Raw genomic sequence first — 14,106 nt, 5'->3', positions numbered from 1 at the left:
TCGGCTGCGTGCGGGTATTGCACGCGCCGCTTCAATCAATCTCAGCACTCCACGACATTGACCGCAAGACCGCCAAGGCTGGTTTCCTTATAGCGCTCGTTCATATCATTGCCGGTCTGACGCATGGTTTCGATGCAGGCGTCGAGCGGTACGAAATGCGTGCCATCCCCCTTGATCGCCAGGGATGCGGCCGTCACCGCCTTGACTGCGCCCAGGGCATTGCGCTCGATGCAGGGCACCTGGACGAGCCCGGCCACGGGGTCGCAGGTCATGCCGAGATGGTGCTCCAGCGCAATTTCAGCCGCATTCTCGATCTGCGCGGCATTGCCGCCCATCACAGCAGCAAGCCCGGCCGCCGCCATGGCCGAGGCAGAGCCCACCTCGCCCTGACAACCGACTTCCGCGCCTGATATCGAGGCATTGTGCTTGATGACGCCGCCAATGGCCGCCGATGTCAGCAGAAAATCGCGAATGCCATCGGCATCGGCATCGTCATGGAAATGCAGGTAGTAGCGCAGCACGGCGGGAACCACGCCCGCAGCGCCATTGGTCGGCGCGGTCACCACCCGTCCGCCCGCAGCGTTCTCCTCGTTCACCGCCATGGCGTAGACCGACAGCCAGTCATTGGCCAGCAGCGGATTCATGCGGTTCTGCCGCCACTCTTCCTGCAGACGGTCGTGCAGATAGCGGGCGCGGCGTTTGACCTTGAGGCCGCCCGGCATGATGCCTTCCTGCTCCAGCCCGCGATCGATGCAGGAGCGCATGGCCGACCAGATGCGATCGAGACCGGCATTGAGATCGTCGCGGCTCATGAAGACTTCTTCGTTGCGGCGTTTCATTTCCGCGATGGAGAGCCCGCTCTCCGCGCTCATGGCCAGCATCTGGGCCGCGTTCTTGAACGGGAACGGCACGGGATGTTCGGGTTTTGGTGCGGTGCGGGTCTTTGCGCTTTCCAGCTCTTCCTCGGTGACGACGAAGCCGCCGCCGATCGAATAGAAAATCCGGCGCAGAAGCAGGCGCTCATCCGCATCATAGGCTTCGAAGGCCATGCCGTTGGCATGCCCCGGTAGCGGCGTCCTGCGGTCCATGATCAGATCGGTTGCCGGATCGAAGCGGTAGGCGGGATGCCCTTCCGGGCGAATGCGCTTCTCCTGTTTGACCGTTTCAAGCAACGCATCCATCTGGTTGGGATCGACCGTGGCCGGCAGAAGGCCGCACAGGCCAAGGATCACTGCCCGGTCCGTCGCATGGCCAATGCCCGTGAACGCCAGCGATCCATGCAGATGCACGCGCAGGCGGTCGACCTTGACGCCAGTGGGGCGCGGCCACTGGCCGTTCTTCAATTCTTCCAGAAACAGGCCGCCGGCGGTCATCGGGCCCATCGTATGGGAACTCGAAGGACCAATGCCGATTTTATAAAGATCGAAAACCGACAGGAACATCCGGCTACCTCAAACGGTGAAATTGCATCGCGCTATAATGGCCGCTCCAAGGCTTGAGCCGAAGCCAGCCACCGACCTAGCCTTGTGCTTCTACGACATGCCGGGCCAAAGAAAAAGGGTGCAGACGCACTAGGGTCCAGACCCGTTAATCTGGTCGAAATGGTATGAGACTTTTCGTTCGGAGACAAGGAGCGGAGGCGATGGGAATGTTTATCCATTCTCAAGTCCTTTGCGACGCTGTAGCCGGGCGAAAAGGCCATATCCTGCGGACGCCGAAACGGCTGCAAGCTGCAGTGTCGAGCCGCTCGGCCGGGGGAAAGGCCCCGCCCTTCGCGCCTCTCCTCGCATCTTCTTGCCGTTTCAGGCGCCATTTCGATCAGATTAACGGGTCTGGACCCTACACCCCTCCATCAGAAATTTATTTCGGCTCAACTGGACTGGAGCCTGTTTTTCAGTTCAGTGAATGACGACGAGGTAGGTTACCAGCATGATCACTGCGAAACCGAGGACTGCCCAGGCAGTAATGCCCCAGCAGGACTTTTGAACGCTATCGTCCATGAATTTTGTATTTCCCTGTTGCTCTCGAAAGGACACGATTCTGGCGAAACGCTCCCTCTCTGGGAACGCGGGTATATCCGTCCATGCCGTCCTTCGCAACGCCAAAGATGGCAAAATCAGGGCAGCGCGACGCATGGCTGAATTGCACCCGCCGCATGACTTCAATGATTTCAAAGCGTTAAAGAAAGTTTCAATACACCGCGGCGTTTACGATTGGGGTAAATTCGTGTTGAGTGAATCCGCAAACTGAGTCATGTGTTTGTCGACGTCTTTGCTCATACCGAGAGAGCCCGCATGGAACCCGCCCGCTTTATGTCCTACTGGCTCGATGCGCTCGCCCTCGTCTATTTCTTTGGCGTGTGGGTGCTCTATTCGCGCACCACGGACAAGGGGTTTCTCAACCGGCGCTCGCTGACATCGGAAATGAACCTTGCCCGGCGGCAGTGGATGACCACCATGTCGAGCCGCGAATTGCGCATGATTGACACCAGCATTATGATCGGCCTGCAGCAGGGCACCGGCTTTTTTGCGTCAACGTCGATTCTGGCCATTGGCGGCTGTTTCGGCCTGCTGAATTCATCCGGCCGGGTGGTCACGCTGTTCCACGATATCCCGTTCCTCGGCGAGACGACCGAGCGCTTGTTTGAAACCAAGGTTCTCGGCCTGCTGGTGCTCTTCGCCTATGCCTTTTTCAAATTCGCCTGGGCTTACCGGCTGTTCAACTACTGCTCGATTCTCATCGGCGGTGTGCCCATGGCCCGCGACAAGGCGCCTGATGATCCGCAGGTCATTTTCAGCGTCAACCGGGCGGCCGAGATCAACATCCTCGCCGGTCAGCACTTCAACAGCGGACTGCGCGGCATCTTCTTTTCCATCGGCTATCTCGGATGGTTTCTTGATCCCGTGCTGTTCATGATCACGACCAGCCTTGTGGCGGTCGTGCTCCTGCGCCGTCAGTTCTTCTCCAATGCCCGCGATGCGCTCCTGCGCAACAATGCCAATGCAGATTCATAGGCCGCGCGGCAGGTAGCGCCAGACAATGACGGCGGTGAAGACCATCAGCATGCCCAGGGCGATGAAGATCGCGCCAAGGCTGAAGAATGTCAGGATGATCGAATAGAAAAAGGCCGGAAGAAGCTCGGAAAAATCGAGATAGGTCCGGTAGACCGAGGTCATCTGCGCCCGTTCATGCGGGTGAACCGCGCGAATGAAGGTGGTCGAGGCCAGCGTGTCCAGCGCAACGCAGAAAAACGCTCCGGCAAGCAGCATGAGCGCCGCGATCATCGGAAATTTCTCACCCGCCAGCCCGGCCCCGGCCAGCGCAATGGCCAGCAGGATGAAAACGCCTGAAATCGTCCGCATCAGCCCCTTGGCCATGCCGACCTTGCCCCACAGGATCGACCCCAGCAGAAAGAGGTTGCCGAGCGAGACAAGCAGACCGCCCGCCAGTTTACCCTGGCCCGTCGCCACCATCAGGATCGGCCCGTAGACGAAGAAGGTGCTCCAGTAGCACGACCGCGAAAAAGCGATGAGCCAGGCGAGCCGCAGGCGCGGCTGCGCGACAAACCGCCGGACATTGGCGATGGGATTGGCGGCACGGCTCGGGCCCTTCTGCAGGGCGGGATTGTCGCTGAGGCGAAAATACCAGAACAGTGTGAGAAGCAGCAGGGAAAAGCCGATCGACAACAGGAAAGGCGCGATCATACCGATGGTGCTGTAGAGAAAGACGCCGAGGAACGGCCCGGCCGTCCAGGCAAAGGTTGCCGTCGCCATGCGCACGGACTCCGCGCGCACGAGTTCGCCCTTCTTGATATGGTCCATGATGTAGAGACTGAGCGTGATGGACAGTGCGCCTGCCCCGAAAGTACGCAGGAACAGGCCCGCCGCCTGCCCCGGCACCGTATCCAGCGCGAAGGCGCAGCATCCCAGGATCAGCGAGGTGGCGCCGGCCGTATAGACCCAGCGGCGCGGAATGCGGACGATCAGCAGCGGAATCGACAGGGTGACCATCAGTCCGAGCATCGACATGCAGGTATAGAGGATGCTGACGCTGCGTTCGCTCTGCAGCAGGTCGTAGGTCTGGATCGGCACCACGCTGGTGATGATCGCCCGTGCCATCGATTCGATGCCGAAGAGGATCGCAAACACCCGGGCGGTCGGACGTTTGGCCGTGCTGATCCAGATGGGATGGCGAACTTGATTGATCACGGAGTTGACTAACGGGGAAATGCTGATTCGAGCGCTCCTGATAGTGGAGCGCAAAACCATGGATAGCAGTCAATCAAGCGACATTATATGTCTGTTTCGCAGAAACCTTTGAAACAAGTGCGAAATATGCGGCGTGATGCGCGCCGGAAACACATGGATTTTGTTGTGCAACTCCCCTAGCCTGTCAGGAGTTGCAATCATCGAGATTCCCGCATGAGCCAGACCGAGACGCCTGCCCCGCCCGCCACATCCCGTCTCGGCAAGCTTGATGTTCTGCGCGGCATCGCCCTGATCGCGATGGCCACCTATCATACGGGCTGGGATTTCGAGTTTTTCGGCTATATGGAGCCCGGCACCACGGGCCATGGTGCGTGGAAGCTTTATGCCCGCATCATCGCTTCGACCTTCCTTGTGCTTGTCGGTTTCAGCCTTGTGCTGGCCCATCGCAACGGCATCCGCTGGCGCTCTTTCGGTATCCGGCTGGTGCAGATCATTGCGGCATCCCTCGCCATCACCCTCGTCACCCGCACCATCACGCCGGACAGTTTCGTGTTCTTCGGCATCCTGCATGAAATTGCCGCCGCCAGCGTGCTCGGCCTGTTGTTTCTGCGCCTTCCCGCCATTGTCATCGCTGCCGCTGCGGCAGCCGTCATCGCCGCGCCGCATTATCTCGCCTCCGCCGCTTTCGATGCCCCGGCACTCTGGCCGCTCGGCTTGTCGGAAATGCCTATCCGTTCCAATGACTACGTACCGATTTTCCCGTGGTTTGGTCCGGTTCTGGCGGGCATGGCCCTCGCCAAGACAATGCTGCACCTCGACCTCATGCGCATCTTTGCCGGAACCATCCGGCCCGCCTGGCTCGACCGGGGATTGCGGTTCATCGGCCAGCACAGCCTGGCGTTCTACCTGATCCATCAGCCGGTGCTGATCAGCTGCGTTTTCCTGATCGCGCAGGTGTTTCCACCAGCCACGCTTACACCGCACGAGGTTTTTGACCGGGAATGCACGCGCAGCTGCTCGGCGGACAATGACAGGGCGTTCTGCGAGCGGTTTTGCACCTGCACGGTGGGCCAGCTGGAAACGCAAAAGATTTTCGACGATGTCTATACGGGCAAGCGCAACCAGGACAATGATCCGCAGTTGCAGGACATCACCGGCATGTGCACGCAGGAAGCGATGCAGCCCTGATCGAAATTTTCATCGGCAGTTGCAGCCTCAGGTATTCACGCCCAGTTCCGCCAGCCGTTCGATGCAGGCTTCTTCAACCTGATCGAGTTCAGCCAGGGTTTCCTCGATGTCGCGGCGCTTCTGGCGCAGGTCGCCGCGCTTTTCCTCGACGCGCTTCATCAACAGGTGCAGTTGACCCATTTCCCCCGGCGGCTCGCGGTACATCTGCACGATTTCGTGGATTTCGGCGATGGAAAAACCGAGGCGCTTGCCGCGCAGGATCTGCTTGAGCAGATGCCGGTCCGATGGCCGGAACAGCCGTGTGCGTCCGCGGCGGACCGGATGGATCAGCCCCTCATCCTCATAGAAGCGCAATGTCCGGGTGGAAACGCCGAACTCCCGCGTCAGCTCAGTAATGGAATAATATTCGCGCATGACAGACATTGCTCTGATTTTTCTCGATATTTCACATGGATGTTTGGCCACGCAATTACGTAAAAGTCAATTGTACGTTTGTTAGCATAAATGAACGTTCGTCTCAAATGCTAAGGAATGGCCCGTTCAGGCCAGCCGGAACCACCACGTTGCCAGCCCCAGAAACGAGAAAAAGCCGACGACGTCGGTCACCGTGGTGACAAAGACAGCCGACGAAATGGCCGGATCGGCGCCGAATTTGTCGAGCAGCAGGGGAATCAGAATACCGCCAAGCGCAGCCGCCATCATGTTGATGATCATGGCCGAGGCGATGATTCCGCCCAGTTCGGCATTCTGGAACCAGAATCCGGCAACCATGCCGATCAGCACGGCGAACACCATGCCGTTGATCAACCCGACCGAGGCTTCGCGCCGGATGATGCGGCCCGCATTGTAGATATCCATGTCCCGTGTCGCCAGCGCGCGCACGGTCACGGTCATGGTCTGGGTCGCCGCATTGCCGCCCATGGAGGCGACGATGGGCATCAGCACCGCCAGCGCCACCATCTGCTGGATGGTGCCGTCGAACAACCCGATGATGGAAGCGGAGAGAAACGCCGTGAACAGGTTGACGACGAGCCAGGGCGTGCGCGAGCGCGAGGTGGACAGGACGGAGTCGGACAGTTCTTCGTCGCCCACGCCGCCGAGGCGCATAATGTCCTCCTCGGCCTCTTCCTGAATGACGTCGACGATGTTCTCGATGGTCAGCACGCCGACAAGCCGTTCATTCTCGTCGACAACGGCGGCGGACAGCAGGTCGTACTGCTCGAAAATCTGCGCCGCCTCTTCCTGATCCATCGTCGCGGGAATGGCATGGCGCGTCTCGTGCATGATCTCGTCGATCTTGCTGTCGCGGCCAGCGCGCAGGATGCGGTCGAGATCGATGGCGCCGAGCAGCCGGAACATCGGATCGATGACGAAAATCTGCGAGAAGGATTCCGGCAGATCGGCATTGTTGCGCATGTAGTCGATGGTCTGGCCGACGGTCCAGAACGGCGGCACCGCGACGAACTCCGTCTGCATGCGGCGTCCGGCGGTCTCTTCGGGATAGCCGAGCGAACGGCGCAGGCGCACGCGTTCGGTGAATGGCAGCTGCGCCAAAATCTCGTCGCGGTCTTCCTGGTCAAGATCTTCCAGGATGTAGACGGCATCGTCGGAATCCAGGTCCTGAACCGCTTCAGCGATCTGCTGATTCGGCATGGCATCGACGATTTCGAGGCGCACGGCCTCGTCGACTTCTGTCAGCGCCGCAAAATCGAATTCATCGCCAAGCAGCTCGATGAGCGCCGCGCGCTGCTCCGATTGCAGCGCTTCGAGGACGTGCCCCAGTTCGGACTGGTGCAGTTTGCCGACGTGGGAACGCAGGAACAGAACATCGCGATCCGCAATGGCGGCGCCGACACGGGCGAGATAGGACGAGCGGACAGCGCCGTCTTCGCCATAAATGTCGACATCCCGCTCGTCATCAGCGGGCGGAGGCAATGTTTCCGTTTCGTCCATCGATCCGCACCTGCCTTCCCGACACGACTTGCACCATACAGTGTCAGTTAACGCATAACCCCCGAAATCCAAATCGATTTTTCCGGGGATTATGCGTCAATTCAGAAGGTTGTTCCGCCTGCGGGATCAGATATGGGACACGCCCGGTCAGGCGGCGCTGTCTTCCCAGCCGCTGATGGCTTTGACCTCCAGAAAGTCTTCCAGGCCCCAGTGACCGCCTTCGCGGCCAATGCCGGACTGCTTGTAGCCACCGAACGGTGCATCCGCCTTGTGCGAGGCGCCGTTGATACGCACCATGCCGGCCCGCAGCTGCCGGGAGACGCGCTTGATCCGCTCGCGATCGCCCGACTGGATGTAGGCGGCAAGGCCGTATGGCGTATCGTTGGCGATTTCGACGGCTTCTTCTTCCGTATCGAACGGGATCATCGCCAGCACCGGCCCAAAGATTTCCTCACGGGCAATCGTCATGTCGTTGTTGACATCGGCAAACACCGTCGGACGGACGAAATAGCCGCGATTAAAACCTTCCGGACGGCCAGTGCCGCCGGCAATCAGGCGCGCGCCTTCCTTGATGCCCTGCTCGATCAGGCCCTGCACCTTGTTGAACTGGGCTTCGGAAACAAGCGGGCCCATATGATCGCCGTCCTCAGCGGGATCGCCGACCACCGTGGCCTTGGCCGTGGCCGCAGCCACCTCGGTCGCCTTGTCATAGACCGAGCGTTCCACCAGCATGCGCGTCGGCGCATTGCAGGACTGGCCCGTGTTGTTGAACACGTGCAGCACGCCGCGCGTCACCGCCGCTTCCACGTCACTGTCGGCGAAAACGATGTTGGGCGACTTGCCGCCGAGTTCCAGCGACACGCGCTTGACCGTGTCGGCCGCCGCCTTGGTGACGGCAATGCCGGCGCGGGTCGAACCGGTGAAGGACATCATGTCGATGCCGGGATGCGCGGACATGGCTGCACCCACGGAAGGGCCATCGCCATTGACCATGTTGAACACACCGGCGGGCAGGCCCGATGCGTCGATCATTTCGGCAAACACGATCGAGGAGATCGGTGCGATTTCCGAGGGCTTCAGCACCACGGTGCAACCGGCGGCAATGGCAGGCACGACTTTCAGGACAACCTGGTTCATCGGCCAGTTCCACGGCGTGATCAGGCCGCAGACGCCGATGGGTTCGTAGGCAATCCGGACATTGGGGTTGTGCTCGTCAAGCGGACGCTCGAATTCAAAACTCTTCAACGCCCGCATGAAGGCCTTGAGGTGGCTGGTGCCCGACGCGGCCTGCTCTTCGAGCGCCATCTTGATCGGCGCGCCCATTTCGGAGGAAATGGCCTGCGCCATGTCATTGATGCGCGTCTCATAGACGGCGGTCAGGCGCTCGAGCCAGGCAATGCGCTCCTCGCGGCTTGTCAAGCTCCAGGTGGCGAAAGCCTTGCGCGCGGCGGCCACGGCAGCATCGACATCGGCTGCCGATCCGACGGAAATGACGGCAAAGGGCTGCTCATCCGCCGGATTGATCACTTCAAGATCCTTTGCCACGGCCGGAGCGGTCCACTTTCCATTGATATAGAAATCGGTCTTGCGAAGCATGGTTGGTCTCCTGCTGGTGCTGTCGGATTGGATTGGTCAGGAATGGAAGTGCATCCGTTGGACGTCAGGTGTAGCGGATGAATGGGCCGCCAGCCAACAGGAATATCGAACAAAGAGGCGAAAATAGCGGCGCGCCGGCGCCTGACCGCTATTTCTTCCGTTCGTGAAACTGGCGGCCGATGCGCAGGAAATTGCCGAGCATGGCGTGGCCATATTCGGTCAGCACCGACTCCGGATGGAACTGCACCCCGAATGTCGGATGCGCCCTGTGGGCAAGCCCCATGATCTCACCCTTGTCGGAGCGGGCTGTTACGGTGAGCGATGCGTTGTCCTCATCCGCAACGACAATCAGCGAATGGTAGCGTCCCGCCTTGAACGGGCTCGGCAATCCCTTGAAAACGCCCGTTCCGTCATGCTGGATCAGCGAGGAGCGGCCGTGCATGGGCTCCTGCGCCCGCAGCACCGCGCCGCCAAAAGCTTCGCCGATACACTGGTGGCCAAGGCATATGCCGAGAATGGGAATTCTGCCGCTGAAAGCGTCGATGACGGCGAGTGACTGCCCTGCCTCGTGCGGCCCGCAGGGACCGGGCGAGATGACAAGCGCCGCGGGTTGCAGCGCTTCGATGTCGGCGACGGTGATCGCGTCATTGCGCACAACGCGGGTTTCCTCGCCCAGCTCGGCAAAATAGCGCGCCACGGTGAAAACGAAGGAATCGTAATTGTCGATGATGAGGATCATGACCCGGCATCTCCGGCCATGCCGAACACATCGAAAATCCGTGCCGCCTTGTCCAGCGTCTCCTGATATTCGGCCGCCGGGTCGGAGAGAGCTGTTATGCCGCCGCCCGCCTGGAATACCGCCTTGCCGCCCTGGAACAGCACGGTGCGGATGGCGATATTGGTGTCCATATTGCCGTTGAAACCGAAAAACCCGATTGAGCCGCAATAGATGCCGCGCGCAACCTGTTCCGTCCCGGTGATGATTTCCATCGCCCGCAATTTTGGCGCACCGGTGATGGACCCGCCGGGAAAAGCCGCGCGGATCAGATCCGGCAGTGATTTTTCGTCTGCCAGACGCCCGGTGACGACCGATACCAGATGATGCACGCTGGCATAGGATTCGAGGCCGCACAGTACGGGCGTGAGCACGGAATGGGGATTGCAGACCCGTGACAGATCATTGCGCATGAGATCGACGATCATCAGGTTTTCGGCCCGGTCCTTTTCCGAGGCAAGCAGCTCATCCGCATGCCGCCGGTCGATATCCGGGTCAGCGGAGCGCGGCACGGTGCCCTTGATCGGCCGGGCCTGCACGTCGCGGCCCTCAACCGACAGGAACCGTTCCGGCGAACTCGACGCGATGATCAGATCGTCATACTCCAGATAGGCGGCAAAAGTCGCGGCATTGCGCTGGCGCAACGCCTTGTAGAAGGCCCAGACGGGATAGTTTTCGGGAAGACCGGCGATAAAGCGCTGTGCGATGTTGGCCTGGAAGATATCGCCGTCGAGAATATATTCGACGACTTTCGCCACCGCCTGCATATAGGCGTCGCGCGTGAAATTGGATTGCCAGGCAGTGCGGACGATAGGGGGCCGTGCAGAGCCTTGTGCGTTCCCCGGCTTTTCCAGCGCGCCGAGAAACAGATGCGCCCGTTCGGCGGCACGCGTTTCGTCCGCCTGCTCAGGCAAACCGGACGAGACGAGCCAGACCCGTTGCTTCAGGTGATCGAAGGCAAGCACGACATCATGAAAATGCCAGATGGCGTCGGGCACATCGCCCTGCGACTGTTTGCGCGGCTCTGGAAGTTTTTCCAGCAACCGCCCGAATTCATAGGAGAAATAGCCGATGGCCCCGCCATGAAAGGGCGGAAGACCGGCCTGATCCTCCAGCCGGTAGCGTTCGAGATAGCGCGACAGCGCTTCCAGCGGGCCCATATCCAGCGACTGATCGTTCCAGCTGGCCACACCATCCCGGACCGCCAGCGTGCCGAAGGGATCGGCCGCCACATAGGAATAGCGGCCTAGCTGGTCGTGCCGCATGGCACTGTCGAGAAAACTCAGCCCGCCGAGCGATTTCAGGCGTTCGGCAGCGTCGACTGGTTCCAGCCAGGGGATTTCACGGATGTACATCCGTTGTCAGCCTTTCCCGAATGATGGCGTTACCCGCTCTTGCGGGTGGAAAGGAGTATACTTGTCTCGGTCAGGGTGATTCCGTCAATATGCCTGATGTCGCGCAGCGTGTGATCGAACGCCTCCAGCGTTTCCACCTCGATCTCCGCCACGATATCCCAGCGGCCGTTGGTGGTGTGCAGCGCGCGGATCTCGGGAAAGCCCTGCAGGCGGCGGATGACTTTTTCCGCGCCCTGCCCGGCCACTTCGATCATGGCAATGGCGCGAACACCATAAACGCCGGCACCCGCCTTCAGCGTCACCGTAAAGCCCTGGATGGTGCCGTCGGTCGTCAGCTTGTCGACGCGGGCCCGCACGGTCGCGCGCGAAATGCCGAGCAGCGTCGCCATCGACGAGACGGGCATGCGGCAGTCATCGCGCAGCAGCGATAACAGGCGGCGGTCGAGATCATCCATATCCGTTCCAATTTGTATAATTGAGATGTGCAAACTGCGCATTAAGCAGCGCATTTCTATCAGGATGCCGTCTATTTGTCACCGTCTCGCGGTGGCAGTATATTGCCTGCGCCGGTGAATCCTCCGGCTTCATTTGATTGACCATTCAAACGCGAAAGTGGCGCTTGTTGATGAACATGCTCAGCAACTTTGAGAACGACCCCAAACAGAAATTGATGATCGTCGGCGCCCCCATCGAGGAAGGTGCCGGTCGTCTCGGCGCCCTGATGGGCCCTGCAGCGCTGCGCACCGCCGGTCTTATCCGCACATTGGAAGAGATGGGCCATCCGGTCGACGATCACGGCGATCTTCGCCTGCCGCAGACGCTGCCGGCCGTTGCGCCGGTTGCGGGCCTTGCCCATCACATCGAAAAGATCGCCGCCTGGTCGCGCATGCTTTGCGTTGAAACCTATGAGGCGATGAAGGACGGCAGTTTCCCGGTCATTCTCGGCGGTGACCACTCGCTGTCCATGGGCTCGGTCGGCGGCATCGCCCGCTACTGCCAGGAAAACAACCGCGAACTCTTCGTGCTCTGGCTTGATGCCCATTCCGATTTCAACACCCCGGCAACCTCGCCGTCCGGCAACATGCACGGCATGTCGGCAGCGCTCCTGTGCAACGAGCCCGGCCTTGAAGGCGTGTTCGGCGACGAGCCACACGGCCTGATCAAGCCGGAAAACCTGCATCTCTTCGGCATCCGTTCCATCGACACGGTGGAGCGCAAGCTCCTGCGCGAACGCGGCATCGATGTCATCGACATGCGCCAGATCGATGAGTTCGGCGTGGCCAAGCTGATGCGCCGCATCATCGAGCGGGTGCAGAAGGCCAATGGCATCCTGCATGTCAGTTTTGACGTGGATTTCATCGATCCGTCGCTCGCCCCCGGCGTGGGCACGACGGTTCCAGGCGGCGCCACCTACCGCGAAGCCCATCTCGTGATGGAAATGCTGCATGATTCCGGCGTTGTCGGCTCGCTCGACATCGTTGAACTCAATCCGTTCCTCGATGATCGCGGCAAGAGCGCCATGCTGCTCGTCGATCTCGTTGCCAGCCTGTTCGGCCGGCAGATCTATGAACGGCCCGCCGTTTCGGACCAGAGCGCCACGGCTCTCAACACATAAGAAAACTGGCAAATAGGAGGATATTTTGCTGCAAACAGCCGCCCAACTGATTTCGACCGAGTCCCGTCTTGGCGCTCATAACTACAAGCCGCTTGATGTGGTTCTGTCGCGCGGCGAAGGCGTGCATGTCTGGGATATCGACGGGAACCGCTATCTCGACTGTCTTTCAGCCTATTCCGCCGTCAACCAGGGCCATTGCCACCCGAAAATCCTGGCAGCCATGACCGAACAGGCGTCAAAACTGACGCTGACCTCGCGCGCCTTCCGCAACGATCAGCTGGCCCTGTTCTACGAAGAACTGGCGACCCTCACCGGTTCGCACAAGATCCTGCCGATGAACAGCGGTGCCGAAGCTGTCGAGACCGCCATCAAGGCCGTGCGCAAATGGGGCTACGAGGTCAAGGGCGTGCCGGAGAATGCCGCCGAGATCATCGTCTGCTCGGATAATTTCCACGGCCGCACCATGGGGATCGTCGGGTTCAGCACGGACCCGTCCGCCCGCGAGAATTTCGGCCCGTTTGCGCCGGGCTTCAAGGTCGTTCCCTTCGGCGATATCGATGCCTTTGCAGCGGCATTGACGCCCAATACCGTGGCGTTCCTTGTCGAGCCCATCCAGGGCGAGGCTGGCGTGAAAATTCCGCCAAAGGGCTATTTCTCCAAGGTGCGCGCGCTCTGCACGCAGAACAACATCACACTGATCCTCGATGAAATCCAGACCGGCCTTGGCCGCACCGGCGCCCTTTTGGCAGAGGAACACGAGGCGATCGAGGCCGATGTGACGCTGATCGGCAAGGCGCTCTCAGGCGGCTTTTATCCCGTCTCGGCCGTGCTGTCGAACAGCGATGTGCTCGGGGTTCTGAAGCCCGGCCAGCATGGCAGCACGTTCGGCGGCAATCCGCTGGCCTGCGCCATTGCCCGTGCGGCGCTGCGTGTGCTGACCGAAGAAAACATGATCGAGAATTCGCGCGTTGAGGGCGAGTATTTCCTGCAGCAGCTCCGGGGCATCCGAAGCAACATCGTGCGCGAAGTACGCGGCCGCGGCCTGATGCTGGCCATCGAGCTGCATCCGGAAGCCGGCGGCGCCAACCGCTTCTGCTACGAGCTGAAGGAACGCGGCATCCTCGCCAAGGACACCCATGGCGATACGATCCGCATCGCGCCGCCACTGGTGATCAAGCGCGATCAGATCGATTGGGCGCTCGAACAGTTCGACGAGGTGCTGACCAGCATGAATTGAGGACGGCGGGGTTCAATACCCCCCTCTGTCCTGCCGGACATCTCCCCCACAAGGGGGGAGATCACATCGGCATTAATGGTTTTACGCAATTTTCAATGTTGAAGATTAACTGAAATAGCTGTGAAAGCTGATCTCCCCCCTTGTGGGGGAGATGGGCGGCAGCCCAGAGGGGGGGGGGG

General features: G+C 60.4%; 12 protein-coding genes. 4 read left to right on the top strand and 8 right to left on the bottom strand.

Going from position 1 to position 14,106, the window contains the following annotated elements:
• Positions 1-41: 41 nt before the first annotated feature.
• On the bottom strand, positions 42-1,442 hold the full coding sequence (locus ACTJJ7_RS00350; protein ID WP_130269279.1) for an L-serine ammonia-lyase: 1,401 nt from the start codon (positions 1,440-1,442) through the stop codon (positions 42-44).
• Between the two features lie 852 nt (positions 1,443-2,294).
• Here ACTJJ7_RS00350 and ACTJJ7_RS00345 point away from each other — a divergent pair.
• Positions 2,295-3,014: a DUF599 domain-containing protein gene (locus tag ACTJJ7_RS00345; RefSeq protein WP_130269277.1), complete on the top strand. Its 720-nt coding sequence runs from the start codon at positions 2,295-2,297 to the stop codon at positions 3,012-3,014.
• Here ACTJJ7_RS00345 and ACTJJ7_RS00340 read toward each other — a convergent pair.
• Positions 3,009-4,208 carry an MFS transporter gene (locus ACTJJ7_RS00340; protein ID WP_440964739.1) on the bottom strand — a complete coding sequence of 400 codons (1,200 nt, stop codon included), beginning with the start codon at positions 4,206-4,208 and terminating at the stop codon, positions 3,009-3,011. The two genes, ACTJJ7_RS00345 and ACTJJ7_RS00340, sit on opposite strands and share 6 nt — an antisense overlap.
• Before the next feature lie 213 nt (positions 4,209-4,421).
• Between ACTJJ7_RS00340 and ACTJJ7_RS00335 the strand changes: the two genes are divergently transcribed.
• Complete coding sequence (locus ACTJJ7_RS00335; RefSeq protein WP_440964738.1) at positions 4,422-5,396, top strand: heparan-alpha-glucosaminide N-acetyltransferase; 975 nt, start codon at positions 4,422-4,424, stop codon at positions 5,394-5,396.
• 27 nt (positions 5,397-5,423) lie between these two features.
• Here ACTJJ7_RS00335 and ACTJJ7_RS00330 read toward each other — a convergent pair whose 3' ends face one another.
• The 6 genes from ACTJJ7_RS00330 to ACTJJ7_RS00305 all read right to left on the bottom strand — a co-directional run bounded on the left by ACTJJ7_RS00330 (position 5,424) and on the right by ACTJJ7_RS00305 (position 11,530).
• Positions 5,424-5,810, bottom strand: a complete 387-nt coding sequence (locus tag ACTJJ7_RS00330) for a MerR family transcriptional regulator (RefSeq protein ID WP_105733149.1) — start codon at positions 5,808-5,810, stop codon at positions 5,424-5,426.
• 126 nt (positions 5,811-5,936) lie between these two features.
• Positions 5,937-7,349, bottom strand: coding sequence for a magnesium transporter (mgtE, locus tag ACTJJ7_RS00325; protein WP_105732913.1), 1,413 nt, complete (start codon positions 7,347-7,349; stop codon positions 5,937-5,939).
• Positions 7,350-7,496: 147 nt separating this feature from the next.
• The gene (locus ACTJJ7_RS00320; protein WP_440964736.1) at positions 7,497-8,945 is read right to left on the bottom strand and encodes an aldehyde dehydrogenase family protein; all 1,449 of its coding nucleotides are present in this window, start codon (positions 8,943-8,945) and stop codon (positions 7,497-7,499) included.
• A 148-nt stretch (positions 8,946-9,093) separates the two neighbouring features.
• Positions 9,094-9,684, bottom strand: coding sequence for an anthranilate synthase component II (locus ACTJJ7_RS00315; RefSeq protein ID WP_130269273.1), 591 nt, complete (start codon positions 9,682-9,684; stop codon positions 9,094-9,096).
• Positions 9,681-11,075, bottom strand: a complete 1,395-nt coding sequence (gene pabB / locus ACTJJ7_RS00310) for an aminodeoxychorismate synthase component I (RefSeq protein ID WP_440964733.1) — start codon at positions 11,073-11,075, stop codon at positions 9,681-9,683. Before pabB ends, ACTJJ7_RS00315 begins: the two co-directional genes overlap by 4 nt.
• A gap of 29 nt (positions 11,076-11,104) precedes the next feature.
• Positions 11,105-11,530, bottom strand: coding sequence for an Lrp/AsnC family transcriptional regulator (locus tag ACTJJ7_RS00305; RefSeq protein WP_105732917.1), 426 nt, complete (start codon positions 11,528-11,530; stop codon positions 11,105-11,107).
• A gap of 176 nt (positions 11,531-11,706) precedes the next feature.
• On the opposite strand from ACTJJ7_RS00305, the gene rocF reads away from it, so the two are divergent.
• Positions 11,707-12,690, top strand: coding sequence for an arginase (rocF, locus tag ACTJJ7_RS00300; RefSeq protein WP_425350427.1), 984 nt, complete (start codon positions 11,707-11,709; stop codon positions 12,688-12,690).
• 28 nt (positions 12,691-12,718) lie between these two features.
• On the top strand, positions 12,719-13,927 hold the full coding sequence (gene rocD, locus ACTJJ7_RS00295; protein ID WP_440965092.1) for an ornithine--oxo-acid transaminase: 1,209 nt from the start codon (positions 12,719-12,721) through the stop codon (positions 13,925-13,927).
• The last annotated feature ends 179 nt before the right edge of the window (positions 13,928-14,106 follow it).

This window comes from Phyllobacterium sp. 22229 (assembly GCF_052056495.1).
GTDB lineage: Bacteria > Pseudomonadota > Alphaproteobacteria > Rhizobiales > Rhizobiaceae > Phyllobacterium > Phyllobacterium myrsinacearum.
This window is presented reverse-complemented; position numbering and strand designations above follow the sequence as displayed.